Genomic DNA, 25,874 nt, shown 5'->3' with positions numbered 1-25,874 from the left:
CGGGCTCCGTCGCCGCGCCGCGAGCCCGTGCCGCTCGGCTGGACGACGCGCTACGGTCGGAGACGTGACCAGCCCCGCACCGCACCGCATCCCGGTGATCCGGCTCGCCCCCGCCGCGCCCGACCCGCGGTGGACCCCGAAGGCCTTCGAGGGCGAGGTGGTGCCCTTCGCCGCGACGGTGTTCCGCGAGGGGCACGACGCCGTCGGGGCGATGCTCGTGCTGACCTCGCCGTCCGGCGAGACGACGACCCACCGCATGTCGCTCGTCGCCCCGGGCACCGACCGCTGGGAGGTGCGCGTCCGGCTCGACGAGACGGGCCGCTGGCGCTGGCACGTCGACGGGTTCGGCGACGAGATCGCGACCTGGCGGCACGACGCGGCGGTGAAGATCGACGCCGGCGTGGATGCCCCGCTGATGTACGAGCTCGGCGCCCGCCTCCTCGAGCGCGCCGCCGCGGAGGCATCCCGCCCGCGCTCGCTCCGCACCCGGCTCACGGCGCTCGCCGCCCGCCTCCGCGACACGGATGCCTCGCCGGCCGCACGCCGGGCGCTCGTCGACGACCCCCTCCTCGACGTCTTCGACGCCCACCCCCTCACCCGCCTCTCGAGCTCGTCCGAGCCGCGGCAGCTGCTCGTCGAACGTCGGCGCGCGGGCGTCGGCAGCTGGTACGAGTTCTTCCCGCGGTCGGAGGGGGCGAAGCGGCTGAAGGACGGCAGCTGGCGATCGGGTACCTTCCGCACCGCCGCGAAGCGGCTCGCGGGCGTCGCGGCGATGGGCTTCGACGTCGTCTACCTGCCGCCGATCCATCCGATCGGCGTGACGAACCGCAAGGGTCGCAACAACACTCTCGATCCGGGGCCCCACGACCCGGGCTCGCCGTGGGCGATCGGCGGCCCGCTCTCGGACGGCTCCACCGGCGGCCACGACGCGATCCACCCCGACCTCGGCACGCTCGCCGACTTCCGCGCATTCGTGCGGGAGGCGGCGGCCCAGGGCATCGAGGTCGCGCTCGACCTCGCGCTGCAGGCCTCGCCCGACCACCCGTGGGTCGCCGAGCATCCCGAATGGTTCACCGTGCTGCCCGACGGCAGCATCCGCTTCGCGGAGAACCCGCCGAAGAAGTACCAGGACATCTACCCGGTGAACTTCGACGACGACCCCGAGGGCATCTTCGCCGAGGTGCTGCGGATCGTCCGGCACTGGATGGCGCAGGGCGTGCGCATCTTCCGCGTCGACAACCCGCACACCAAGCCGCTGTCGTTCTGGGAACGCCTCATCGCGGCCGTCAACGCCGAAGCGCCCGACGTCGTGTTCCTCGCCGAGGCCTTCACCCGGCCGGCGATGATGCAGTCGCTCGCCGCCGCGGGGTTCCAGCAGTCGTACACGTACTTCACCTGGCGGAACACGAAGGGCGAGCTGGAGGAGTTCCTCACGGGCCTCGCCACCGAGACGGCCGATTTCCTCCGGCCGAACCTCTTCGTGAACACCCCCGACATCCTGACCGAGTACCTGCAGTTCGGCGGTCCGGCCGCCTTCACGGTGCGGGCGACCATCGCTGCGACCGCCGCCCCGACGTGGGGCGTGTACGCCGGCTTCGAGCTGTTCGAATCGGTCGCGCGCCCGGGCGCCGAAGAGGCGATCGACAACGAGAAGTACGAGTACAAGCCGCGCGACTTCGCCGCCGCGGAGGCCGAAGGGCGATCGCTGGCGCTCTACCTCGGCATCCTGAACCGCATCAGGAGGGAGCATCCGGCCCTGCAGCAGCTCCGGAACCTGACGGTGCACCCGACCGACGACGACCAGGTCCTCGCGTACTCGAAGCACCTCGAGGCCCGGTTCACCGGCACGGGAGTCGATGACACGATCATCGTCGTCGCCAACGTCGACCCGCACTCGGTGCGAGAGACCACCGTGCACCTCGACCTCGCGGCGCTCGGCCTCGAGCCGGGGGCGCGGTACACCGTCGAAGACCTCGTCGAGGGCGAGCGCTGGGAGTGGGGCGCGTCGAACTACGTCCGGCTCGACGCGTTCACCCGGCCGGCGCACATCCTGCACGTGGTGCGGCGACCCGACGCCTCCCCCGCCGGCGCGGCGAGGGCCGACGCGGACGGGAGCCCGCATGCCTCCTGAGCCCACGCCCTTCCCATTCCCTGGGCCCGCCGTCCCTGACGACGTGCTCGCCGCCATCGCCGAGGGCCGGCACGCCGACCCGCATGCCGTGCTCGGCCAGCACGGGTTCGACCTGCCCGGCGCACCCGGCCCGCACACCGTCATCCGCACGCGCCGGCCGCTCGCGGCCGCGGTCGATGCCGTCCTCGACGACGGCCGCGTGGTCCCGCTGCACCACCTCGGGCACGGCGTCTGGGCGGGCGCCGACGGCTTCGGCCCCGTCGGGTACCGCATCCGGGCCCGATACGCGGACGGCGGCGAATGGGTCGCCGATGACCCGTACCGGTTCGCGCCCACCATCGGCGAGCTCGACCTCCACCTCATCCGCGAGGGCCGGCACGAGGAGCTCTGGCGCGCGCTGGGCGCGCACCATCGCGAGCACTGGGGCGCCGGCGGCGAGGTCCGCGGCACCGCCTTCACGGTCTGGGCGCCGCGCGCCCGCGCCGTGCGCGTGGTCGGCGACTTCAACCGCTGGGACGGCGCCGGTCACGCGATGCGCAGCATGGGCGCCTCGGGCGTGTGGGAGCTGTTCGTCCCCGACCTCGAACCCGGCGCGACGTACAAGTTCGAACTGCTCACCGCAGACGGACGGTGGATCATGAAGGCCGACCCCATGGCCCGCCGCGCCGAGGTCGCCCCCGCGACCGCCTCGGTCATCGCCGACGACGGCTCGTACGTGTGGGGCGACGGCGAGTGGATGTCCCGCCGTGCCGGCACCAACCCGCACGACGGACCCATGAGCATCTACGAGCTCCACCTCGGCTCCTGGCGCCCCGGACGCGGCTACCGCGACGTCGCCGACGAGCTCATCGAGTACGTGCAGTGGCTGGGCTACACCCACGTGGAGTTCATGCCGCTGGCGGAGCATCCGTTCGGCGGCTCGTGGGGGTACCAGGTCACGGGGTACTACGCGGCGACCAGCCGGTTCGGCTCCCCCGACGATCTGCGCCACCTCATCGACCGGCTGCACCAGGCCGGCATCGGCGTGATCATGGACTGGGTGCCCGGCCACTTCCCGAAGGACGACTGGGCGCTCGCCCGCTTCGACGGCGCTCCGCTCTACGAGCATCCCGACCCGCGACGCGGCGAGCAGCCCGACTGGGGCACGTACGTCTTCGACTACGGCAGCCCCCAGGTGCGCAACTTCCTCGTCGCCAACGCCCTGTTCTGGCTCGAGGAGTTCCACGTCGACGGCCTCCGGGTCGACGCCGTCGCGTCCATGCTCTACCTCGACTACTCGCGGGCGGACGGCGAGTGGGTGCCGAACATCCACGGCGGACGCGAGCACCTCGAGGCCATCGCCTTCCTGCAGGAGGCGACCGCGACCGCCTACAAGCGGAACCCCGGCATCGTCATGATCGCCGAGGAGTCCACGTCGTGGCCGGGCGTGACGGCGTCGACCTCATCGGGCGGCCTCGGGTTCGGGTACAAGTGGAACATGGGGTGGATGCACGACACCCTCCAGTACGTGCAGGTCGACCCGCTGTACCGGTCGCACCACCACCACCACGACCTCACGTTCTCGTTCCTCTACGCGTTCAGCGAGCACTTCATCCTGCCGATCAGCCACGACGAGGTCGTGCACGGCAAGGGCTCGCTCGTGCGGAAGATGCCGGGCGATCACTGGCAGCAGCTCGCGAACGTGCGCGCCTACCTCGCGTTCATGTGGGCGCACCCCGGCAAGCAGCTGCTGTTCATGGGGCAGGAGTTCGGGCAGCTCTCTGAGTGGAGCGAGGAGCGCGGGCTCGACTGGTGGATCCTCGACCAGCCGAGCCACCGGCAGCTCGCCGAGTTCGTGGGCGCCCTGAACCGGCTCTACCGGGAGACCCCGGCCCTCTGGCAGCTCGACGACGATTCCGAGGGCTTCCAGTGGGTCGAAGGCGGCGCGGCGGCCGAGAACGTCGTCGCGTTCCTCCGCTTCGACCGCGACCGCACGCCGCTGCTCTGCATCGTGAACTTCGCCGGCGTCCCCCATCACGGATTCCGGCTGGGACTCCCGCAGCCCGGCCGGTGGACGGAGGTGCTGAACTCGGATGCCGCGGAGTACGGCGGCTCCGGCGTCGGCAACCTCGGCGCGGTCGATGCGACGGATGCCCTGTGGGCCGGCCGTCCCGCCTCCGCGACGTTCACCCTGCCGCCGCTCGGCGCGGTCTGGTTCCGCTTCGACGGCTGACGACGCCGGGGCCCCTGGCACCCCCTGCCGGTGCTGCGTGCAGGACGGCGGTTCGACCGCCCGGCGTCAGTAGAGCAGGTTCGCCAGTCGGCGCCGTGCCGCCGCGACCCGCGGGTCGTCGGTGCCGGCCACCTCGAAGAGCTCGATGAGGCGCTCGCGGACCCGCGACTTGCCCGCCGCGTCCAGCGACGGGAAGAGGTCGAGCAGACGTGCGAACGCGTCGTCGACGTGACCGCCCGAGAGGTCGAGGTCCGCGACATCCAGCTGCGCGTCGAGGTCGTCGGGGTTCGCCGCCGCGGCGTTGCGGATCTCGTCGAGCGTCTTGCCCTGCAGCCGGCCGAGGAGGTTCGCCTGCGCGAGGCCGGCGACCGCGAGCGCGTCGCGCGGGTCCTGCGCGATCGCCGTGCGGTACGCCGCGGACGCCGCGGCGTAGTCGCCCCGGGAGATCGCGTCGTACGCTTCCTGGTGCAGCGGCGGCAGCGGTGCCTCAGCGGGCTCGGCCGGCTCGGCCGTGCCCTCGGCACCGGCGTCGACCGTGCCCGTGACCCCGTTCTGGCCGGCGAGCTGCAGGAGCTGGTCGAACACCTGCTCGATCACGTCGTCGGGCTGCACGCCCTGGAAGAGCGGCACGGGCTGTCCGGCCACGAGGGCGACGACCGTCGGCACGGCCTGCGCCTGCAGGGCCTGGACGAGCTGCGGGCTGCGGTCGGCTTCGACCGTGGCGAGCACGAGTCGACCCGCACGGGCGCGCACGAGCCGGTCGAGCGTGTCGACGAGGGCGGTCGACTGCTCGCTCCAGCTCGCCCACAGCACCACGACCACCGGCACGGTCCGCGAGAGCTCGAGGACGGGGCCGAAGCCCTGGTCGTCGGTCGCGAACACGATGCGGTCGTCCGCGCCCGTCGACGGCGCGGCATCCCCCTGGCGCTGGGGCTGGACGAGCGAGGACAGGTCGACCGCACCGCGCAGGCCGGCCGACGGCGGGATGGGATTCGTCACGGGATCTCCGATGCTCCGATGAGGCTCTCCGACCAGCCGAGCACCCGGACCTGCTCGTCCGAGCCGACGGCCGGCACGTAGAAGAGGATCTGGATGATGACCTGGCGCTGCACGCCCTTCGCGCTCTTCTCGGTGAAGCCGCTGAGCGAGCGACCGGCGCCGGGCTCGAATCCGATCGTACCGCCGTCGTTCGGCGTCACGCGCTCGGTCTGCTCGATCGACACCGACACCATGGCGCCGGAGTCGTTCGTCGCGAGGGCGATGGGCGGGCTGGCACCGGGCTGGTTGGTGAACGCGATGTCCGCGGTCGGCGGGAGGGCGGCGTCGGCGGCCTGCTGGCCGGCCGGACCGAGCTGCTCGTAGAGCACGTCACCCTCGAGGTCGAACATCGGCGCGTACTGCGACTGGTCGCCGTGCAGCAGCACATCGGCGTACGCGCCCGCCACCTGGCTCGGCGGCAGCACGAGCAGCTTCGAATCGGGGGTCACGAGCGGCGCGCCGATCGAGGCGGGCGCGACCTCCGGCGGATCCGCGTCGGGCACGAGCGACATCGCGTACAGGATCTTGTAGTTCTCGCGAGGCGACTCCTGCACGAGCACCAGCGCGGACGGCGCGACCGCGGGGTCCTCGCCGTTCTTCACGATCTCGAGCACCGTGCGCGGCCAGACCCCCGCCTTCGACTGCTGCGGCAGGGTGATCTCCAGCGGCGACGCCGGGATGACGGTCGGCGCGGGATGCTCCGGCATGACCGCGCGGATCTTGTAGTTGGTCTCCCGAGCCTGGAGCGCCGGGCCGGCGAAGCGCTCGGCGGCGGCCGTGGCATCCAGCGCGTCGTCGGCCGCCTTCGCCGAGACCGAGATCTTGCGCATGATGCGCTCCATCTGCGGCACGGTGACCGCGGGCTCGACCTCGTCGGCCTCGTCGGCGGGCTCGTCGTCGGCGCCGGGGGTCGGGGTGGGCGTCGCCGGCGCCGTCGTCGCCGGGGCGAGCTCGTCGAAGTTCGGCCAATAGTCCGACGAGCAGGCGCTGAGCGCGAGCGCGGGCACCAGCGCGAGACCCGCGACCATCGCGCGTCGCCCGCCCGACGCCCGGCGGCCGCTCGTGAGCTGAGCCTGGCGACGGGTCGGCTTCGGCGCGCGGGGCAATTTGCCCTTCGGCAGGTTGCGGCGCGGCCCGCGGGAGCGGCGGTGGTGGACGATGCCCGAGATCACCAGCGCCACGCCGATGAGGAACGCGATGGTGCCGCCGGTGAGGAGCGGGCCCACCCACGGGGTCGCGTTGTCGAGCGGCCACGCGATCGCGACCCGGTCGGGGACCGGGTCCTCGCTGCCCGACGCGATCAGCACGGAGATCCCCTCGGGCACGTCGACCGTCATGCTGAGCCGGCCGTCTTCGGCGAGCTCGTCGAGCCAGAGGTCGGAGCCCGCGGGCGACACGGCGGGCGTGGTGTCGGCGGCGGCGTCGCCGTCGGCGCCGGCCTCTGCGTCGGCCGGCGGTGCGGTCGTGGCTGCGGGTTCGGTGGGAGCGGGCGTCGCGGTCGGCGCCGGCGTCTCGGCCGGCTCGGCCTCGCCCTCGTCCTCCGCCTCGGCCGGGTCGACGACCGTGCTCGTCAGCTCGCCCGCCTCGGCGTCGAACCCGACGAGGGCGTACGGCTCGTCGCCGAGCCACGCCTCCACGTCGGAGGACCGACCGTACGCGAGGTACGTCGAGCCCTCGCCTGCGACCGTGAGCGACTGCTTGCCGGGGTGGGCGCCGAGCGCCTCGGGCCCGACGACGACGTAGTCGGCGTCGCCGGTGTCGACCGAGACGTGCAGCGACACGCTGTCGGGCTCGAGGAACACGGTGCGCTGGGCGATGCCGAGCCCGATCATCACGGCCGCGGCGACGAATGCCGCGATGGCGAAGACGAAGCGCACGAAGACCTCCAGTGCCGCAGGGCGGCGTCGGACAGAGACAGCCCAGACTATCCGCTCCAGCTGGGAGCGGCCCGAAGGCCCGCTGTGGACAGGGATGTCGGCGGCTGTTGCGCGCGCCCGTAGAATGAGGCGAATCCCGCGCGACTCCCCCCATCGGCGCGGGCCCCGAGCCGGAGGAAGCATGGCCGTCGAAGAGACCGAGTTCACCCAGGTGTTCCGCGGATACGACAAGGACGAGGTCGACAAGGCCCTCAACGGCCTTCGTCGTGACCTCATCACCGCGAACACGCAGATCGCCGAGAACACCAAGGAGAACAAGCGTCTCCTTGCGCGCATCGAAGAACTCACGGCGGAGCTCGAGGAGGTGGGCAGCCCGACCTTCTCCGGCCTCGGCACCAAGCTCGAGAACACGCTCCGCGTGGCCGAGGAGCAGTCGACGCGTCTCATCGCGCAGGCCGACATCGACGCCGAGAAGCTGCGCCGTGCCGCCGAAGACGAGGCACACCTGCTGAAGTCCGACGCGCAGGAGCTCGCCGACCGCACCCTCAGCGAGTCGCGGGCCCAGGCCAACCGCACCCTCGAGAACGCCCGCGCCGAGGCCGACGACATGATCGCCCGCGCGCACGAGGCGAGCGAGCAGCTGCGTCAAGACGCCGCGCGCGACGCCGCGGCCATCCGCGGCGCCGCCTCCACCGAATCGGCGGAGCTGCGCAGCAGCGCCAAGCGCGAGGCCGCCTCGCTCATCGCCGATGCCGAGCGCAAGGCGGCCGAGGTGCTCGCCGCCGCGAACAAGGAGGCGACCGAGGCCCGTGCCGCGGCAGCCGGCCTCCAGCAGGAGACCGAGCAGACCCGCGCCGAGGTGGCCGTCGAGCTCGACCGCGCCCGCGCGGAGCTCGCGAAGGAGACCGAGCAGGCCCGCATCGACCTCGCCAAGGAGACCGAGCAGGCCAAGCTCGACCTCGACCGCGAGACGGCCGAGGCCCGCGCCGGCATCGAGGCCGAGATCGAGGAGCGTCGCGCGGCGCTCGAGCAGGAGCTCGAGCAGGCTCGCACCGACCTCGAGCGCGAGCTCGCCGCGGGCCGGGCGCAGCTCGACCAGCAGCGCGAGCAGCTGAAGGTCGACCTCGAGCGCGAGGCCGACACCGCCCGCCTCAAGCTGAAGAACGAGCTCGACCGGATCCGCATCAAGCACGAGAAGGACCTCGACCAGATCCGCGCCGACCTGTCCCTCGAGCAGGAGCAGGCGCGGGCCGACTTCGAGGCCGAAGCGGAGCAGGCGCGCATCGACCTCGACAACCAGCTCACCGCGATGCGGAAGAAGACCACGCACGAGGTCAACCGCATGAAGCGCGAGATCGAGCAGGCGCGCATCGACCTCGACGCCGAACTCGCCGCCAAGCGCGACGAAGCCGAGCAGGAGCTGCTCGCGCGTCACCAGGAGGCCGTCGCCGAGACGCAGAAGTTCCTCGACGACGCCAACGCCGAGCTCGCCGAGGCCGTCTCCCGCACGGCCGAGGCCCGGGCGGAGGCCGAGCGGCTCGAGGCACGCGTGCGCACCGAGATCGCGCAGATCCGCGACAAGGCCGACGAGGAAGCCCGTCAGCGGGTCGCCGACGCGCACGCGCAGGCGCGCAAGCTCATCGCCGACGCCGACGAGCGCACCCGCGCCCTCGTGGCCGACGCCGAAGACCGCCTCTCGCAGATCCGCATCGAGCGCGACGCCGTCGCCGGCTACTTCGAGAGCCTGCGCGGCGTGCTCACGCAGGCAGAGCAGGTCGCCGCGCAGCAGCGCAGCTGAGGCTCGAGGAGGCCGGTCCCGTGCGGATCCCGAACGTGTTCCGCGTCGCGCTGATCGGCACGCTCGGCGTGGGCGCCGGCCTCCTCATCCTCTACTCGATCGCGAGCCTGTCCACGATCCTCACCTACGTGGGGGCAGCCCTCTTCCTCGCGCTCGGCCTCGACCCGGCCGTCGTCTGGCTCGAGCGCCGCGGGTTCCCGCGGTGGGCGGCCATCCTCACGGTCACCGCCGGTGTCGCGGCCGTCGTCGCGGCGCTGCTGCTCGCGGTCATTCCGATCATCGTCGACCAGGTCAGCCAGTTGCTCGACGAGATCCCCGGCATCGTCGCGGGCTTCCGCGTCAACGAGTGGATCGAAGACCTGCAGGAGCGATTCCCGCTCGTCCCGGTCGCCGACATCTACGAGTCCATCTCGGTCGCGGTGGTCGAGTTCGTCTCGAACCCCGAGAAGCTCAGCGAGGTGGCCGGCGGAGTCTGGCAGGTCGCGATCGCCGTCGGCACCGGCGTGTTCGCCGCGATCATCGTCGTCATCCTCACGCTCTACTTCACCGCGTCGCTCGGCGCCATGAAGCGCGGCTTCTACCAGCTGGTGCCCGCATCACGACGCGCCCGCTTCGCGGACCTCACCGAGCAGATCACGCAGTCGGTGGGCCGCTACGTCATCGGCCAGGTCACCCTGGGCGCGATCAACGGCATCCTGAGCTTCTTCTTCCTCTCGGCCATCCGGGCGCCGTTCCCCGCGGTGCTCGCCTTCCTCGCCTTCGTCTTCTCGCTCGTCCCGCTGGTCGGCACGCTGACGGGCTCGATCATCATCGTGCTGATCTGCCTGCTCCCCGGACTCGGCTCACCGCTCACCGCCCTGGTCGCGGCGATCTACTACCTGGTGTACATGCAGGTCGAGGCGTACGTGGTGAGCCCGCGCATCATGAACCGGGCGGTGAAGGTTCCAGCGGCGCTCGTCGTGGTCGCGGCGCTCGCCGGCGGCACCCTGCTCGGCATCCTCGGCGCGCTCATCGCCATCCCGGTCGCCGCATCGATCCTGCTGATCATCAAGCAGGTCGTGATTCCACGCCAGAACGAGCACTGACGCCACCCGGGCCGCTCCGACGTGACCGGCTCAGTCGTCCCGCATGGACGCGGAATCGTTCAGCCGGCAGGCCAGACGGTCGGCAGCGGAAGCGCCTGCGGCGCGACGGCACCGACGATCTCGTCGAGCACTCGACGAGTCTGCTGCTCACCGACCCAGAGGTGCTTGGCCCCCTCGACCGGGATCACGCGCACGTTCGGCACCGAGGCGAACCGCTCGGCCGCCTCAGCCGGGCGCAGGAAGTCGTCGTGCTCCGGGATCAGCGCGATGACCGGGATCTCCACGTCGCGCCACCGAGCCAGTTCCTCGGGCGAGGTGCGCCGCAGCGGCGGCGACAGCAGGATGACCCCGGCGACATCGTGCTCGAGGCCGTGCTTCAAGGCCAGCTCGGTACCGAACGACCAGCCCACGAGCCACGGCGACGGAAGGCCGCGCTCGCGGACGAAGGCCATCGCGGCCGCGACATCCGCCCGCTCCGTCTCGCCGTCGCCGAACTCGCCCTCGCTGGTTCCGCGCGGCGAGGTCGTGCCGCGCGTGTTGAAGCGCAGCACCGCGAGGCCGGCGAGCGCCGGGAGGCGAGCCGCCGCCTTCCGGAGGATATGCGAGTCCATGAACCCGCCCGCGGTGGGCAGCGGATGCAGCGTGACGAGGGTGGCCACCGGCGGACGGTCGGCCGGGACGGCGAGCTCGCCGACGAGCGTGAGGCCGTCGCCGGTGTGCAGCTCAACCTCCTCGCGCATCGCCGGGAGCTCCACGCCGGCACGGATCTCGATCGGGGTCGCGTCGGTCACGGGGTGCTCAACCTCCAGCAGTGCGTATGCCAATGACGGCGGGCCGCCAGGTCTGCGGCATCCCCCAGCACGCCGTCGGCGCGCCACGCGACGAGGTGCGCGGTGCCCGGCGCGACCTCCTGGCCGCAGCCCGGGCACGAGTACGCCTTGACGGCCTGCCGCTCCGAGACGGGCTGGACGTACCATTCACGACCGCCGCGGACCTCGGTCCGCTTCCAGCCGGCGGTCAGCCGTTCGACGTCGAGCTCAGGATGCCCCGCCCGGGCCTTCGCGGCGCGGCCGCGAGCTCGATTCGACGGTGCCATCGTTCCAGTCTATGGTCGCCGGGGCGACATGCCGTCAGTACCAGCCGACGTCCTGCGAGTGCGCCCACGCGCCGCAGGGGGTGCCGTACCGGCCGCTGACGTAGCCCAGGCCCCATTCGATCTGCGTGGCCGCGTTCGTCTCCCAGTCGGCGCCGGCTGTCGCCATCTTCGAGCCCGGCAGCGCCTGCGGAATGCCGTAGGCGCCGCTCGACGCGTTGTAGGCGTTCACCCGCCAGCCCGACTCCTTCGCCCACAGGGCGTAGAGGCAGTCGAACTCGGAGGACGGCCAGCCGCGGGCGGCGACCGCGCCGGCGGCGTACGCCTGCGCCGAGCCGGGGTCGGGGGTGATGGCGGGTGGCGCCCAGCCGGCGGCGGCCGCCGTGACGACCGGCTCCTCGGGCTTCTTCTCGACGAGGTAGGCCTCGCGACTGACCGCCACGTCGTACTCGCCGGAGACCTCGACGTCCTGGATCGGCTCGCCGTCGAACCGGTCGCCGGGCTGCACGTAGTCGGCGGACGCCGTCGCCCCGGAGTACGGGTCGACGATGTTCACGAGCAGGAAGCTCACCGCGGCCGCGAAGGCGAACACCACGGTGACAGCCTGCTTCAGCCGTCCGGCGCTGCGAACACGTCCGCTCGTGGCGTTGATCGGGGCGGACGCCGCGCGTTCCGGTGCGGGCACGCGCATCGCGGCCGGCCGGAGATTCGACCGCCGCAAGGGTGCAGCAGCCGAGGCCGAGGACGAGGACGCAGGGGACGAGAAAGCCGGGAACGAGGGAGCCGCCGTCGGCGGAACATCCCGTCGCGCCGAGGCATCCCACCTCGTCTCATCCGGCTGGGGCGGCGCCCACGATTCCGCGCCATCGCCGAACGGCTCGTGCGCCTCCGGCGCGCCCGAACCCGAATGCCTACCCACGATGGGTCGAGTGTATCGAAGCGCGCGCGGCCGGTCGAACGGATTCCACGGCTCAGCGCACCGCGAGCATCACGTCGACCACCGCGTCGAGCACGAGGTCGACCTGCGCCTCGCGGTACCCGCCGCGCTGGGCGCGGAAGGTGACCGTGCGGACGTCGTCGATGCTGATCGGCCAGCCGTCGCGGAAGTACCGTGTGAGCCGCTCGGCGAACCGGTCGACCTCCTTCACGTGATAGCCGAGCACGAGCGGGTTCACCCGGTCGAAGCGTTCGCCGTCGGGGCGGGCCAACCGGTTCGAGACGACCTGCGCGGTCGTCCGCGCTTCACGCAGCCACGCCTCGTCGCCGTGCAGGCGTGCGGCGATCTGGCGTTCTTTGGCTGCGAAGGCGTCCTCCAGCCGCTCCAGCGCGGCATCGACGTGCGCGGTGGAGTAACCGCCCTTCTGCATGCCGAACGCGGTCAACCGGATCTGCTCGGCTGTGAGCTCGGGGTCGTCGGGGGCGGGCCGGCCGTCGTAGGCCCGCCGGGCCCGCTGCAGGAATTCCTCGACCTGAGCGGTGTCGTAGCCGAGCTGGGGCTTGCGCGCGCGGGGGAAGGTCGAACTCACCGCACCAGTATCGCGCACCATCAGCCGAAGAGACTGAACGCCACGAAGGCGACCGCAGCCGACGGCAGGATCGAGTCGAGGCGGTCGAGGAACCCGCCGTGGCCGGGCAGCCACGAGCTCATGTCCTTGATGCCGAGGTCGCGCTTGATGAGCGACTCGACGAGGTCGCCCACCGTCGCCGACGCCAGGATGGCGATGCCGAACACGAGGCCGAACCACCAGGGCTCCTGCAGCATGAAGGTCGACAGCAGGATGCCGGCGAGCACGCTCGTCGCCGCCGCGCCGGCGAAGCCCTCCCACGTCTTCTTCGGGCTGATCACGGGCGCCATCGGGTGCTTGCCGAACATCAGGCCGAACGCGTACGCCCCGGTATCGGCCGCAACCGCGGTGATGATGAACGCCAGGGTCCACCACTGCCCGCCGTCGGCAGCGGTCAGCACCACGGCGAACGTCGCGAGGAAGGTCACGTACCCCTGCACGAACGCGCCGGCCGCGACATCGAGCAGCAGGCTCCGTCCGCTCCCCCGCGCATCGACGGATGCCGCGGCCGCGACCAACCCCCAGAGCGTGACGAGCAGGATGCCGGCGAGCACCGCCAGGAGCTGCCCGCCGGCCCCGAGATAGTAGGCGGCCGGCACCGCCGCGACGGCGCTGATCACGGTCGGCACGATCGGCACGCGGATGCCGCCCTTGCGGAGGGCCTGCACCAACTCGGAACTCGCGAACGCCGCGACGACGACCGCGAACACCATGAAGAGCTCTTTGAGCACCAGCAGGCTCAGCAGGAGGGCCCCGCCGAACACGACCCCGATGAGGATCGCGAGGATCAGATTGCGGCCCGTGCGGGCTTTGATCTTCTCCTGCGCCTGATCGAACTGGGCTCGTCCTGCCTCGAACTGACGCTCGAGCTCCGCCTTCCGGGCGTGCACCTGTGCACGGAAGTCCTCCCGTGCGCCCGGTCCCGGTTCATGCCCACCGGCGCCCGACTGCTCCCCCTCCGGGACGCCTGACATCTTCAGCCTGACTCCGCCGGCCTCAGACCTCGAGGAGCTCGGCTTCCTTGCGCTTGAGCGCGTCGTCGATCTGGTCGACGTGTGTCTTCGTGACCTGCTCGAGCTCCTTCTCGGCGCGCGCCACCTCGTCGTCGCCGACCTCGCCCTTCAGTGCGTCGAGGTCGTCCTTCGCCTTCCGGCGGATGTTGCGCACCGACACGCGGGCGTCCTCCGCCTTCGAGCGGACGATCTTCACGAACTCCTTGCGGCGCTCCTCGGTGAGCTCGGGCAGAGTCACCCGGATGATGTTGCCGTCGTTCGTCGGGTTCGCACCGAGGTTCGGGGTGTCGCGGATCGCCTGCTCGATGTCGCGCAGGGCGCTCTTGTCGTACGGCGTGACGACGAGCGTGCGCGCCTCGGGATTGTTCAGCGACGCCAGCTGCGAGAGCGGCGTGGGGGTGCCGTAGTAGCTCACCATGATCTTCTGGAAGAGCTGGGGGTTGGCACGACCGGTGCGCACGGTCGCGAAGTCGTCCTTCGCGACCTCGACGGCCTTCTGCATGCGTGCGGTGGCATCGGACAGTACATCCGCGATCACGGGAGCTCCTTCTCTTCGCTGCACGACACAGCTGCTCGGGACAGTCTATCGATCGGTCGCCGGGACGCCGTTCGCGACGATGGTGCCGAGGTCGGCGCCGAGGATCGCCGCGGTGACGTTGCCGGCCGGCGCCATGCCGAACACCTGCATCGGCATGCCGTTGTCCATGCAGAGGCTGAACGCCGTGGAGTCCACGACCTTGAGGCCCCGCTGGAGCGCCTCCTGGTAGGAGATGCGGTCGATCTTGGTGGCGTCGGGGTTGGTGCGCGGGTCGTCGGAGTAGACGCCGTCGACGCCGTTCTTCGCGACGAGCACGACATCCGCGTCGATCTCGAGCGCGCGCTGGGCGGCGACGGTGTCGGTCGAGAAGTACGGCAGCCCGGCGCCGGCGCCGAAGATCACGACGCGGCCCTTCTCGAGGTGCCGTTCGGCCCGCCGCGGGATGTAGGGCTCGGCGACCTGGGTCATCGAGATCGCCGACTGCACGCGCGTCTCGGCGCCGGCCTGCTCGAGGAAGTCCTGCAGTGCGAGGGCGTTCATGACGGTGCCGAGCATGCCCATGTAATCGGCGCGCCCGCGGTCCATGCCGCGCTGGCTCAGCTCGGCGCCGCGGAAGAAGTTGCCGCCGCCGACGACGATGGCGACCTCGACGGTTCGGGCCGCGTCGGCGATCTCGCGGGCGAGTGCCGAGACCACATCGGGGTTCACGCCGAGGGCGCCGCCCCCGAACGCCTCTCCTGAGAGCTTCAGCAGCACCCTGCGCTTGCGTTCGGTCATCCTCGTCGTATCCCTTCGATCCCCGGGTCCAAAACTAGTGGGGCGTCGCGTACGGTGTCGCGTGCGACGCGAGCGGATGTCCCGACGGGACATCCGGGCGCATGAAAAGGGAGTCCGGATCGCAAGCGATCCGGACTCCCCACGGCGTGTGTTACGCGCCGACCTTGAAGCGCGCGAAGTCGCTCACGGTCAGGCCTGCGTCCTGCAGCACCTTCGCGATCGAGAGCTTGTTGTCCTTCGCGTAGTCCTGGTCGAGCAGGGCGACCTGCTTGAAGTAGGCGCCGAGGCGACCCTCGACGATCTTCGGGAGCGCAGCCTCGGGCTTGCCCTCCTCGCGCGAGATCTGCTCGACGAGCGCACGCTCCTTCTCGACGAGCTCCGCCGGGACGTCCTCACGCGTGAGGTACTCGGGGTTCGCGAACGAGATGTGCTGCGCGACCGAACGAGCCGTGTCGGCGTCGTCGCCCGCGTAGCCGAGGACCACGCCGACCTGCGGAGGAAGGTCCTTCGAGGTCTTGTGCAGGTAGATCGAGAAGTGCTCGCCCTTGACGAGGCGGATGCGGCGGAGCTCGACCTTCTCGCCGAGGATCGCGGCCTCCTCGTTGATCACGTCGGCGACGGTCTTGCCCTCGGCCGGCGCGGCCAGGGCGGCCTCGACGGTCTCGGCGCGAGCCGCGGCGACGGCCTCGAGGACGCGGTCGGCGAGGCCGACGAACTTGTCGCCCTTGGCGACGAAGTCGGTCTCGCAGGCGAGCTCGATCAGGGTGGCGGTGCCGTCGCCGTTGTCGACGGCGGCGACGAGGCCCTCGGCGGTGGAGCGGTCGGCACGCTTCGCGTTGCCCTTCGCGCCCTTCAGGCGGAGGATCTCGACCGCCTTCTCCATGTCGCCGTCGGCCTCGACGAGTGCGTTCTTCGTGTCGACCATGCCGGTGCCGAGGCGCTCGCGCAGGGTCTTGACGTCTTCGAGGGTGAAGTTGGCCATGTTCGGAACTGGTCTCCTGGACTCGTGTTCTGGATGGGGCTTACTTGGACTCGGCGGCGGCCTCGTCGGCCTGCTCGCCGGCCTCGTCGGCAGCCGACTCGGTCGCGGCCTCGGCGGTCGCGTCCGCCGACACGACCTCGGCGACCTCTGCGGTCTCCTCGGCCTCGGCGGTGGCGCCGTCGACCTTGGCGGTCTCGGGCGAGGACTGCTCGGGGGTCTGCGCCTGGAGGAGCTCCTGCTCCCACTCGGCCAGCGGCTCAGCGGCCTCGTCGCCCTCTTCGGGCTTCTGGTGGCGCTGGATGAGCCCCTCGGCGGCGGCGTCGGCGATGATGCGGGTGAGCAGGCTCACCGAGCGGATCGCGTCGTCGTTGCCCGGGATCGGGTACTGCACCTCGTCGGGGTCGCAGTTGGTGTCGAGGATGCCGATGACGGGGATGCCGAGCTTCTTGGCCTCGTCGATCGCGAGGTGCTCCTTCTTGGTGTCCACGACCCACAGCGCCGACGGCGTCTTGGAGAGGTTGCGGATGCCGCCGAGCGACTTGTGGAGCTTGTCGAGCTCGCGCTTCTTGAGCAGCAGCTCCTTCTTGGTGAAGCCCGAGGTGGTGCCCTCGAAGTCGAGCTCCTCGAGCTCCTTCATGCGGGCGAGGCGCTTGGACACCGTCGAGAAGTTGGTGAGGAGGCCGCCGAGCCAGCGCTGGTTCACGTAGGGCTGGCCGACGCGGGTCGCCTGCTCGGCGATGGACTCCTGCGCCTGCTTCTTGGTGCCGACGAAGAGGATGGTACCGCCGTGGGCGACCGTCTCCTTGACGAAGTCGTACGCCTTGTCGATGTAGGCGAGCGACTGCTGCAGGTCGATGATGTAGATGCCCGAGCGCTCGGTGAAGATGAAGCGCTTCATCTTCGGGTTCCAGCGGCGGGTCTGGTGCCCGAAGTGCACGCCGCTGTCGAGCAGCTGGCGGATGGTAACGACGGCCATGAGCCGTTCTCCTTCTGTTCTCAGTTGTCGCGACCGATCGGCGATCGGAAGCCCTGGTGCCCGGCACGGCTCCGCCTGCTCCGGAAGGAGCGGGACTGATGGAGTCGGTGGCCGAATGGGCACGCGGAGTCACCTCGCATGGCGAGGCGCAACGGACATGCTATCACGCGAGCCTTCCTCCCCAGGGCGGCGGAGGCGCAGTCGCGGCACGGGCGGCCGGTGCGGACGGCACCCGTCGGGCGCGGGCCGTCACCCTGATCGAGTGAACGATCGATGGATGCCTCGCCGGCGGGCCCCCAAGCTCGCCGTGAGCGCCGCATTGGCGGCGCTCCTGCTCGGGCCGGCCGCACCGGTTCCCGCGGTCGGCGCCCACGCCGCGGCGGTCGAGCCGAGGGTTTCCGGCGCAGCGGCGGTCGAGCCGTCGGGTTCCGGCGCAGCCGCGGCCTCCGCTCCGTCGGCCGCGTGGGAGTGGCCCGTCGCACCGCCCATCCGAGTGGTCGCGCCGTACCGGCAGCCGGCGACCCCGTACGCCGCCGGGCATCGCGGGATCGACGTCGCAGCCTCGGCCGGCGACCCGGTCGTGGCCGCCGAGGCGGGCGTGGTGAGCTTTGCGGGCCAGGTCGCCGGCCGCGAGGTGGTCGCGATCGACCACGGCGGCGACGTGGTCAGCGCCGTCGAGCCGGTGCTCGCCGTGGTGGCCGAGGGAGAGACGGTCGCGCGCGGCGCGCCCATCGGCGTCGTCGGCGCCGGCGGGCACTGCGACGGGGCGTGCGTACATTTCGGCGTCCGGGTCGACGGAGAGTACGTCTCGCCGTTCGTGTTCCTCGGCGGCGTGCCCCGCGCGGTGCTCCTCCCCCTCGCCGACTGATCGGCCTGGTCCGGCGGGTCAGGCGCGGGGATGCGCCGTGCGGTAGGTCTCCTTCAGCCGTTCGGCGGAGACGTGGGTGTAGATCTGCGTGGTGCCGAGGCTCGCGTGCCCCAGGAACTCCTGGACCGCGCGGAGGTCGGCGCCGCCGTCGAGCAGATGGGTGGCCGCCGTGTGCCGGAAGGCGTGCGGGCCGCTCGGCCCCGCGCCGGGCACCCCGGCCAGCAGGTCGGCCACCAGCCGGTGCACCGCTCGCGCCCCGAGCCGCCCGCCGCGCACGCCGATGAAGGCGGCCGCCGCGCTCCCCGGCCGGGTGGAAGAGCGCGGGCTCGTTCCCGCGGATCCGGCCCCCGCGGCGTCGTCCGACCGTTGGCGCGCGCCTGCGCCTGCGCCTTCGAGCAGCCGGCCGCGTGCCTGATCGAGATAGCGGTCGAGCGCGCGGGCGGCGGGAGCCCCGTAGGGCACGACGCGCTCTTTCGAGCCCTTGCCGAGCACGCGCACAGTGCGTCGCCCGCGGTCGATCTCGTCGAGGTCGAGTCCGACGAGCTCGGACACGCGGAGGCCCGAGGCGTACAGCAGTTCGACGATCGCGCTGTCGCGCGCGGCCACGGGATCGTCGGCCGCGGCCCGGTCGAGCCCGGCGAGCAGCTCGCCGATCGCCTGCTGGGTGAGCACCCGCGGAAGGGTGCGTTGGGCCTTCGGCGCGCGGAGACGGACGGCCGGGTCGGCGGGGAGGAGCCCGCGGCGCGCGGCCCAGGCGCAGAATCCGCGCGCCGAGGCCGCGCGTCGGGCGATCGTCGCGCGAGCGAGCCCTGCCTCGGTGGCCTCCCACAACCAGTCGCGCAGCAACGGCAGGTCGAGGGCGGCGAGGTCGGCGACGGGCCTCCCGGGCGGGACCGCCTCGTCGTAGGACCCATCGGTCGCCGCTCGCTCGCGGGCGTCTGCTCCCGTTGCGGCGGGCGAGGGCAGCGTCCCGTCGCCCGCAGCGCCTCGTCGGGCCGCGTACCGGGACAGATCGAGCAGGTCGCCGCGGTACGCCGCGACGGTATTGGCCGAGTAGCCCCGTTCTGCGTCGAGGTGGGCGCAGTACTCGTCGACTGCGGCAGGCAGCGTCGCCGCGGACGAGATCCCGGCGGCGGGCAGCGTCACCGCGGACGAGATCCGGCCGCCCGCACTCATGCCGGCGGGCGCTTCCGGGAGAATCGGTCGAGCCGGCCCTCGGCGTCGAGGCGCTCCAGCTCGGCGAGGAACTCGGCTCCGAAACTCGAGACGACGGGGAAGTCTCCGAGGGGGACGACCGCGGTGATGGCGCCCTCGTCGAAGAGGTGGACGACCTGGAAGGATCGACCGCCGTCGATGCCCACGAGGTCGCGCGGCGGCGCCGAGAGGTCCATCGTGAACGCCGTCGCGCCGGCGACGGAGACCGGGATGCCGGCGAACATGCCGCTCGTCGGGTAATGCAGGTGGCCGCCGAGGATCAGGCGGACGTCGGTGCCCGCGAGCGCTGCGGCGAGCGCGTCCTGCCCGCGGAGTTCGAGGACGTCCATGAGCGCGAGCGGCGTGGCGATGGGCGCATGGTGCAGCGCGAGGACGGTGCCGAACGTCGCGGGGACGGACAGCTGTTCGCTGAGCCAGGCAAGCGCGTGCTCGTCGATGGTGCCGTGGTGCCAGCCGGGCACCGTGACGTCGAGGGAGAGGATGCGGAGCCCTCCGACATCGACGGCCCGGTGGACGGGCGTGTCGCTCGGGGCCTCGTCGAGCAGGCCGGCCCGGAACGCCGCGCGCTCGTCGTGATTGCCCATCACCCAGACCAGTTCGGCCTCGCAGGAGCGCGCGAGGGGCTCGAGCGCGGCGCGAGCGCGGACGTAGGCATCGGGCTCGCCGAGGTCGGCCACGTCACCGGTGACGACGATCGCGTCGAGCTCGGTGCCGAGCCGTTCGAGCTGAGCGATCGCCTGGGTGAGGGCCGCAACGGTATCGGCTCGACCGCCGAGGGGCGCACCGCCGTCGAGCAGGTGCGTGTCGGAGAGGTGTGCGATCACGTGCCTGGCCGCCGGATAGCGGCCGAGCCGAGGTGCGTCGGTGAGTCCAGCCACGTGCGTCAGCCTACGGCCGACCTCCGACGCCCTCGGCCGCACGCGCCGGAGGACGGCGGTCGGAGGCGTGGGAGCGAGCCTGGATGAAGCGAGTCCCTGCGTCGAGGATGCTCCCGCCGGGCGCCCCTGTTCACCTGCCCGTCCGCGCGGGCGACACCCATCCGGCGGCGTGCCGCAGTGCGCGGCCCTCGGCCTCGAGCGAGCCGAGCACGCTCATGGCGCTCCTGGGGTCGAGGCCGGCGCGTCGGGCGACCTCCTCGACACTCCGCGGCGCTCTCGCGCTCAGCGCGTCGCGGACGCGCACGCCGTCGGGACTCGACCACACGCCCGGCGGGTCCTCGCCGGACCGCCGGGGAGCGGCGGACGCGGCGCCGCGCGGTCCGAACCGCACGGCTTCGGGCAGCTCGCCGCGGGCCAGCTCGGCCATCTGCTCGGCGTCGACCACGCAGACCGCCCCGTACTCGCGGAGGAGCCGGTGGCACCCCGCCGATGCCGGGCTGGTCACGGGTCCTGGCACGGCACCGAGCGGCCGGCCGAGGTGCGCGGCGTGGCCTGCGGTGTTGATCGACCCCGAGCGATGGCCCGCCTCCAGCACGATGGTCGCCGCCGTCGAGGCGGCGATCAGTCGGTTCCGTTGCAAGAACCGCCACTTCGTCGGCGGTTCGCCGCAGGGCAGCTCCGAGACGACGGCGCCTCGCTCGACGATCCGCGAGAGCAGGCTCTCGTGTCCGAGGGGGTAGAAGCGGTCGACGCCGCCTGCGAGGTACGCGATGGTGGCGCCGTCGCTCCGCAGAGCGGAGCGGTGCGCCATGCCGTCGATGCCGTAGGCGCCTCCCGAGACGATCGCGAACCCGCGGTCGACCAGTCCCGCGGCGGACTCGACCGCGACGTGCTCGCCGTATCCGGTTGCCGCGCGCGCCCCGACGAGCGCGATGGCCTGATCTCCGGCGGCGAGCAGACCCGCGTCGCCTCGGACCCACAGGGCGAGCGGGGCGTGCACGCCGAGGTCGGCGACCGGGTCGGGCCACTCCGGATCTCCCGGCACGATCAGCCGAGCCGAGACCCGCACCGCCTGGTGGATGGCGCGGGCGAAGGCCGACGGGTCGATCCGCGGCGACCACCGCCGCAGTGCCGCGTGGAGCGCTGCGGACTCCACCCGGACGCCGCCGGCTTCGAGCGCCCGCGCGAGGTGCGCCGCATCGACGCGGTCGGCGAGCAGCTCGGCGGCGTGACGGGCGCCCGCGGCCTCGACGAGCGCGCCCAGCACTCCGTCGCCCGGCTCGGCGAGCGTGCCGAGGAACGCACGCGCCAGCGCGTCGTCGTCGCCCGTCTCGCGACCCAACGCGGGGAGCGCCCCCGACGCCGACCGGCGTACCTCGTCGAACACCGCGGTCACCGGCTCATCCCCTTGCGAAGCGCCAGCGCCTGGCCGACGTGGCCCGAGTCGGGCGCGGTCGCCCCGTCGAGGTCGGCGAGCGTCCACGCGACCTTCAGCACGCGGTCGTACCCGCGCATCGTCACGGTGCCCCGTTCGAGCGCCCGGTCGAGCGCGGCCGTCGCCCGCCCGCCGGGGTGAAGTCCGCCGGCGCCGCGGAGCCACGGCCCCGGCATCTCGGCGTTGCGTCGCCAGGGCGTGCCCGCGAGCCGCTCCGCGGCGGCGCCGCGGGCGTCGGCCACCCGGCGCTTCGCCTCCGCGCTGGTGAACGCCGGCCGCTCCCCCGCCATGCGCAGGCCCGCCGCGGTGATGCGCGGTACCCACAGCTGCACATCGATGCGGTCGAGCAGCGGGCCCGAGATGCGCCCGAGGTAGCGTCGACGCGCGACCGGCGCGCAGCTGCACTCCCCGTGCTCGAGGCCGTGCTGACCGCACGGGCAGGGGTTGGCGGCGAGGACGAGCTGGAATCTCGCCGGGAACGTCGCGACCGCATTCGCCCGGTGGATGCTGATCGTGCCGGACTCGAGGGGCTGTCTGAGCACGTCGAGCACGGACGCCGCGAACTCGGGCGCCTCGTCGAGGAAGAGGACGCCGTGCGAAGCCCGCGGCGCGGCGCCCGGCCGGATGATCCGGCTTCCGCCGCCGACCATCGCCGCGGCGCTCGCGGTGTGGTGCGGCGACTCGAACGGCGGGCGGAGGTCCAACCCGTCGAGCGGGTCGCCGGCGAGCGAGCGGAGCGAGGCCACTTCGAGCGCGGCCTCGGTATCGAGGTCGGGCAGAATGCCGGGCAGCCGGGAGGCGAGCATGGTCTTGCCGGCGCCGGGCGGCCCCTCGAGGAAGAGGTGGTGTCCGCCGGCGGCCGCCACGAGCAGTGCTTCCACGGCCTCGGTGTTGCCGGTCACGTCGGCGAGGTCGCCCGCCGGAGCGGAGCGCGGGGACGGGCGCGCCGACGGCTCGCCGGGCCCCGTGTCGGCCGACTCGAAGGCGGCGAGCAGCGCCGGGTCGAACGAGCCGCCGTGCCGGATCGCCGCTTCGACGAGGGAGCCGACCCCGATGACCTCGACGCCCGGGACGAGCGCCGCCTCCTCGGCGTTCGCCGCCGGGACCATCACCGTGCGATGGCCGGCGCGGGAGGCGGCGAGCACCGCGGGAAGGATGCCGGCGACCGGGCGAACCCGTCCGTCGAGACCGAGCTCGCCGAGGTGCGCGATCCTGGCGACCGACGCCGGGTCGACCTGCCCCGCCGCAGCGAGGCAGGCCAGCGCGATCGCCAGATCGAACCCGGAGCCGTGCTTCGGCAGGGACGCCGGCGACAGGTTGACGGTGAGCCGGCGCGGTGGGAGGGGGCATCCGGCGTTGGTCGCGGCCGACCGCACGCGCTCGCGCGCTTCGCCGAGGGCGGCGTCGGGCAAGCCGATGATCACGAGCGCGGGAAGCTGGCTCGCGAGGTCGGCCTCGACCTCGACGACGGAGCCCGCGAGGCCGATGAGTGCGACCGACCGGGTGCGACCCACCGGCATCAGCTGAGCCCCTCGAGATGCTCGATCAGCGCGGGCGCCTCCACGGGCGCCAATACGGCGACGGCGTCGAGACGGATGCGCCCGACGACGGCTTCCGACTGCTCGCACCACGCGATCGCCAGCCGCCGCAGCCGCGCGAGCTTCATGGGCGTGATCGCCTCGAACGGATGGCCGAAGTCCGCGCTCGTCCGGGTCTTGACCTCGACGAAGACCGTGTCGTGCCCGTCGCGGGCGACGATGTCGATCTCCCCGAGCCGGCAGCGCCAGTTGCGCTCGATCACCTGCATCCCGCGAGCGACCAGGTGGCCGACCGCAAGCTCCTCACCGCGCCGGCCGAGTTCCGTGTTGTGGGCCATCCGCACCACCTCCGCGACCAGCGTCGCGGCCGGTGCGTCGCGGACGGCAGCGGGACGAGGCATCCGTCAGACCGCGCCCGGGAGGCGCGCCTGTGGAGAGCCGCTCGACCGACGCGACCGTTCAGCGCATCGGCGCAGGGTCGGCGAACCGGGCCTGCCTTCCGGCCGGCCGTCGCGGCTCACTCGTCGAGCGCGAGCTCCTTGGGCAGCTCGAACTCGCGCGTGGCGAGCTCCTCGATGTTCACGTCCTTGAACGTCAGCACCCGCACCGACTTCACGAACCGGTCGGCCCGGTAGACGTCCCACACCCAGACGTCCTTCATCGTGAGCTCGAAGTAGAAGTCGTGCTCGGTGTCGCGCCGGACGAGCTCCACCTCGTTCGCGAGGTAGAAGCGGCGCTCCGTCTCGACCACGTACTGGAATTGCGCGACGATGTCGCGGTACTCCCGGTACAGGGCCAACTCGACTTCACGGTCGTAGTCGTCGAACTCGTCCTCGTCCATCGGATTCATCCTACGCCGAGGTCGAAGAGCGCCGGCCCGGCCTCGGCGAAGGGTTCCTTCTCGTGCAGCCACGTGCGGCGGTGCAGCGAGCTCGGACCGTGCTCGTCGATGGCGGCGAAATGCGCCCTGGTCGAGTAGCCCTTGTTCTCGTCCCAGCCGTAGAGCGGCAGGTCGTCGTGCTCGCGCCGCATGCCGCGATCGCGGTGGACCTTCGCGATGACGGAGGCCGCGGAGACGGACGCGCAGTCGCGGTCGGCCTTGATGCGCGTGATCACCTGGGCGCGGTGCTCGATCGACGGGCTCAGCCAGTCGTAGTTGCCGTCGAGCAGGAGCGGGGCGCCGGCGGCGAGTTCGGTCGCCTCGGCGAGGGCACGGTAGGCGCGGGCGCCCGCGAGGCCGAGGCAGGCCATGATGCCGAGCTCGTCGATCTCGCTCGCGGATGCCTCGCCGACGGCGTAGCCGCGGACCCACGACGCCGCCCGGGGCGCCAGCTGCTCTCGCTTCGGCTCGGGCAGGAGCTTGGAGTCCCGCAGCCCGGCCGGCATGCGGCGGATCGCGGCGTCGATGACGACGATGCCCACGGTGACGGGCCCGGCGAGCGCGCCGCGGCCCACCTCGTCGCAGGCCAGCACCATGGGTGCGCCGTCGGCGAAGAGGGCCCGCTCGGCGGTGAGCGACGGGGGTCGGCCGGCGACCATCAGCCCTTCCCCTCGTCGACGCCCGCGAACACGTCGGCGTGGTTGTCGAGCCAGGCCCAGTGCGCGATCGGCCAGCTCACGACGAACGCCTTGCCGACGACGTTCTCGATCGGCACGAACCCCTTGAGCGGGGTCTCGCCGTTGTACCTGGAGTCTTTGGAGTTGTACCGGTTGTCGCCCATGACCCAGAGCGAGCCCTCGGGCACCGTCGCGTCGAAGTCGTCGCGCGAGACCTTCTCCTCGCCGGGCGGCAGCGTGACGTACACCGACTCGTCGAGCGGCACGCCGTTGACGCTCATCTGGCCGAGCGCGTTGCAGCACACGACGTGATCGCCGGGCAGCCCGATCACACGCTTCACGAGGTGGTCGTTCGAGTCGGGCGCCGACAGGCCCACGAACGCGAGGAACCAGTCGACGGCGGCGACGAGCGGCGGCTGCTCGATCTCGGGCGATGCGGGCAGCCAGCCGCCGGGGTCTCGGAAGACGACCACGTCGCCCCGTTCGATCGCCGCGACGTCGGGAACGAGCTCGTTCACGATGATGCGGTCGTCGACTTCGAGCGTCTCCTGCATCGACTGCGAGGGGATGAAGAAGGACCGGATGAGGAAGGTCTTGATGAGGAACGAGACCAGGACCGCCACCACGAAGATGACCAGCAGGTCGCGTACGAACAGCAGCACACCGCGCTTGCGTCGCGCCGATGCGTCCCCCTCGCGGCCGTCGCGCGTGGTGCGTGTGTCTTGTGTCATTTAACCGCCCGAGCTCCCCACCCAGTCTAGGGGTGGGGAGCTCGGTGATCCGTCGTCGCCGGGGCGACGCGCAGAAGAGGCGATCAGTTGTCGCGCTTCTCCTTGATCTTCGCCTTCTTGCCGCGGAGCTCGCGCAGGTAGTAGAGCTTCGCGCGGCGGACGTCACCACGGGTGACGACCTCGATCTTCTCGATGATCGGCGAGTGCACGGGGAACTTGCGCTCGACGCCGACCTGGAAGCTGATCTTGCGGACCGTGAAGGTCTCGCGGACGCCTTCGCCCGAACGGCCGATGACGACGCCCTGGAAGACCTGGACACGCGAGCGCGTGCCTTCGATGATGTTGACGTGCACCTTGACGGTGTCGCCGGCGCGGAAGTCGGGGATGTCGGACTTCAGGCTCGAGGCGTCGACGTGGTCGAGGATGTGCATGATGGTTCGCTCTCTGCGCCCGCCGCCGGTCGAACGCGGATCTGATGGAAACGTGTCTGGTGCCGCCCGCGCGAGACTTCGCGCTGCGCGTACTCCCCGGAGGCAGAGACCTGCGGCGGCACAATCGACCATTCTG

Annotated in this window: 25 protein-coding genes; 5 read left to right on the top strand and 20 right to left on the bottom strand. The window is 72.1% G+C overall.

The window, feature by feature from the left end; all coding sequences use genetic code 11:
• Window positions 1-64 precede the first annotated feature (64 nt).
• Together ABIQ69_RS07200 and glgB are read left to right on the top strand one after the other, a co-directional pair.
• Entirely contained in the window at window positions 65-2,131 is a 2,067-nt protein-coding gene (locus tag ABIQ69_RS07200; protein ID WP_350349684.1) for a maltotransferase domain-containing protein, read from the top strand.
• Window positions 2,121-4,343, top strand: coding sequence for a 1,4-alpha-glucan branching protein GlgB (glgB, locus tag ABIQ69_RS07195; RefSeq protein WP_350349683.1), 2,223 nt, complete (start codon window positions 2,121-2,123; stop codon window positions 4,341-4,343). The genes ABIQ69_RS07200 and glgB overlap by 11 nt, the downstream gene beginning before the upstream one ends.
• Before the next feature lie 66 nt (window positions 4,344-4,409).
• Here the strand turns inward: glgB and ABIQ69_RS07190 are convergent, their stop codons facing one another.
• The gene (locus ABIQ69_RS07190) at window positions 4,410-5,342 is read right to left on the bottom strand and encodes a tetratricopeptide repeat protein (RefSeq protein WP_350349682.1); all 933 of its coding nucleotides are present in this window, start codon (window positions 5,340-5,342) and stop codon (window positions 4,410-4,412) included.
• Window positions 5,339-7,258 (bottom strand): hypothetical protein, encoded by a 1,920-nt coding sequence (locus ABIQ69_RS07185; protein WP_350349681.1) that lies wholly within the window; start codon window positions 7,256-7,258, stop codon window positions 5,339-5,341. Before ABIQ69_RS07185 ends, ABIQ69_RS07190 begins: the two co-directional genes overlap by 4 nt.
• Window positions 7,259-7,439: 181 nt before the next feature.
• On the opposite strand from ABIQ69_RS07185, the gene ABIQ69_RS07180 reads away from it, so the two are divergent.
• Window positions 7,440-9,056, top strand: a complete 1,617-nt coding sequence (locus ABIQ69_RS07180; protein WP_350349680.1) for a DivIVA domain-containing protein — start codon at window positions 7,440-7,442, stop codon at window positions 9,054-9,056.
• 20 nt (window positions 9,057-9,076) lie between these two features.
• A complete protein-coding gene (locus ABIQ69_RS07175) occupies window positions 9,077-10,141 on the top strand; it encodes an AI-2E family transporter (RefSeq protein WP_350349679.1) in 1,065 nt (354 codons plus the stop codon).
• Between the two features lie 59 nt (window positions 10,142-10,200).
• On the opposite strand, the gene ABIQ69_RS07170 is transcribed toward ABIQ69_RS07175, so the two are convergent.
• The 9 genes from ABIQ69_RS07170 to rpsB form a co-directional block, all read right to left on the bottom strand.
• Window positions 10,201-10,881 (bottom strand): alpha/beta hydrolase, encoded by a 681-nt coding sequence (locus ABIQ69_RS07170; protein WP_350349982.1) that lies wholly within the window; start codon window positions 10,879-10,881, stop codon window positions 10,201-10,203.
• A 47-nt stretch (window positions 10,882-10,928) separates the two neighbouring features.
• Complete coding sequence (locus ABIQ69_RS07165) at window positions 10,929-11,237, bottom strand: hypothetical protein (protein WP_350349678.1); 309 nt, start codon at window positions 11,235-11,237, stop codon at window positions 10,929-10,931.
• A 34-nt stretch (window positions 11,238-11,271) separates the two neighbouring features.
• A complete protein-coding gene (locus tag ABIQ69_RS07160) occupies window positions 11,272-11,829 on the bottom strand; it encodes a lytic transglycosylase domain-containing protein (protein ID WP_350349677.1) in 558 nt (185 codons plus the stop codon).
• Between the two features lie 376 nt (window positions 11,830-12,205).
• Window positions 12,206-12,760, bottom strand: coding sequence for a DivIVA domain-containing protein (locus tag ABIQ69_RS07155; RefSeq protein WP_350349676.1), 555 nt, complete (start codon window positions 12,758-12,760; stop codon window positions 12,206-12,208).
• Window positions 12,761-12,780: 20 nt separating this feature from the next.
• Window positions 12,781-13,689, bottom strand: a complete 909-nt coding sequence (locus ABIQ69_RS07150; RefSeq protein ID WP_350349675.1) for a phosphatidate cytidylyltransferase — start codon at window positions 13,687-13,689, stop codon at window positions 12,781-12,783.
• A gap of 106 nt (window positions 13,690-13,795) precedes the next feature.
• Window positions 13,796-14,350 carry a ribosome recycling factor gene (gene frr, locus ABIQ69_RS07145; RefSeq protein WP_350349674.1) on the bottom strand — a complete coding sequence of 185 codons (555 nt, stop codon included), beginning with the start codon at window positions 14,348-14,350 and terminating at the stop codon, window positions 13,796-13,798.
• A gap of 45 nt (window positions 14,351-14,395) precedes the next feature.
• On the bottom strand, window positions 14,396-15,127 hold the full coding sequence (gene pyrH / locus ABIQ69_RS07140; RefSeq protein ID WP_350349673.1) for a UMP kinase: 732 nt from the start codon (window positions 15,125-15,127) through the stop codon (window positions 14,396-14,398).
• Window positions 15,128-15,278: 151 nt separating this feature from the next.
• Entirely contained in the window at window positions 15,279-16,109 is an 831-nt protein-coding gene (gene tsf / locus ABIQ69_RS07135; protein ID WP_350349672.1) for a translation elongation factor Ts, read from the bottom strand.
• A gap of 40 nt (window positions 16,110-16,149) precedes the next feature.
• The gene (gene rpsB, locus ABIQ69_RS07130) at window positions 16,150-17,085 is read right to left on the bottom strand and encodes a 30S ribosomal protein S2 (protein ID WP_350349671.1); all 936 of its coding nucleotides are present in this window, start codon (window positions 17,083-17,085) and stop codon (window positions 16,150-16,152) included.
• Window positions 17,086-17,362: 277 nt separating this feature from the next.
• On the opposite strand from rpsB, the gene ABIQ69_RS07125 reads away from it, so the two are divergent.
• The gene (locus tag ABIQ69_RS07125) at window positions 17,363-17,953 is read left to right on the top strand and encodes a M23 family metallopeptidase (RefSeq protein ID WP_350349670.1); all 591 of its coding nucleotides are present in this window, start codon (window positions 17,363-17,365) and stop codon (window positions 17,951-17,953) included.
• A gap of 18 nt (window positions 17,954-17,971) precedes the next feature.
• Here ABIQ69_RS07125 and ABIQ69_RS07120 read toward each other — a convergent pair whose 3' ends face one another.
• The 9 genes from ABIQ69_RS07120 to rplS form a co-directional block, all read right to left on the bottom strand.
• The gene (locus ABIQ69_RS07120) at window positions 17,972-19,129 is read right to left on the bottom strand and encodes a tyrosine recombinase XerC (protein ID WP_350349669.1); all 1,158 of its coding nucleotides are present in this window, start codon (window positions 19,127-19,129) and stop codon (window positions 17,972-17,974) included.
• Window positions 19,126-20,046 (bottom strand): metallophosphoesterase, encoded by a 921-nt coding sequence (locus ABIQ69_RS07115; RefSeq protein WP_350349668.1) that lies wholly within the window; start codon window positions 20,044-20,046, stop codon window positions 19,126-19,128. Before ABIQ69_RS07115 ends, ABIQ69_RS07120 begins: the two co-directional genes overlap by 4 nt.
• Window positions 20,047-20,176: 130 nt before the next feature.
• Window positions 20,177-21,442 carry a DNA-processing protein DprA gene (gene dprA / locus ABIQ69_RS07110; protein WP_350349667.1) on the bottom strand — a complete coding sequence of 422 codons (1,266 nt, stop codon included), beginning with the start codon at window positions 21,440-21,442 and terminating at the stop codon, window positions 20,177-20,179.
• Window positions 21,439-23,001, bottom strand: a complete 1,563-nt coding sequence (locus ABIQ69_RS07105) for a YifB family Mg chelatase-like AAA ATPase (protein WP_350349666.1) — start codon at window positions 22,999-23,001, stop codon at window positions 21,439-21,441. The genes dprA and ABIQ69_RS07105 overlap by 4 nt, the downstream gene beginning before the upstream one ends.
• On the bottom strand, window positions 23,001-23,357 hold the full coding sequence (locus ABIQ69_RS07100) for a YraN family protein (RefSeq protein ID WP_350349981.1): 357 nt from the start codon (window positions 23,355-23,357) through the stop codon (window positions 23,001-23,003). Before ABIQ69_RS07100 ends, ABIQ69_RS07105 begins: the two co-directional genes overlap by 1 nt.
• A 179-nt stretch (window positions 23,358-23,536) precedes the next feature.
• On the bottom strand, window positions 23,537-23,860 hold the full coding sequence (locus tag ABIQ69_RS07095) for a DUF2469 family protein (RefSeq protein ID WP_350349665.1): 324 nt from the start codon (window positions 23,858-23,860) through the stop codon (window positions 23,537-23,539).
• 5 nt (window positions 23,861-23,865) lie between these two features.
• Window positions 23,866-24,558, bottom strand: coding sequence for a ribonuclease HII (locus ABIQ69_RS07090; protein ID WP_350349664.1), 693 nt, complete (start codon window positions 24,556-24,558; stop codon window positions 23,866-23,868).
• Entirely contained in the window at window positions 24,558-25,307 is a 750-nt protein-coding gene (gene lepB, locus ABIQ69_RS07085) for a signal peptidase I (RefSeq protein WP_350349663.1), read from the bottom strand. The genes ABIQ69_RS07090 and lepB overlap by 1 nt, the downstream gene beginning before the upstream one ends.
• Window positions 25,308-25,390: 83 nt before the next feature.
• The gene (gene rplS / locus ABIQ69_RS07080) at window positions 25,391-25,738 is read right to left on the bottom strand and encodes a 50S ribosomal protein L19 (protein WP_350349662.1); all 348 of its coding nucleotides are present in this window, start codon (window positions 25,736-25,738) and stop codon (window positions 25,391-25,393) included.
• Window positions 25,739-25,874: the final 136 nt, after the last annotated feature.

Origin of the sequence: Agromyces sp. G08B096 (assembly GCF_040267705.1) — a bacterium.
Classification (GTDB): Bacteria; Actinomycetota; Actinomycetes; order Actinomycetales; family Microbacteriaceae; genus Agromyces.
The sequence above is the reverse complement of the archived record's forward strand: the minus strand, read 5'-3'. Positions and strand labels throughout refer to the sequence as shown.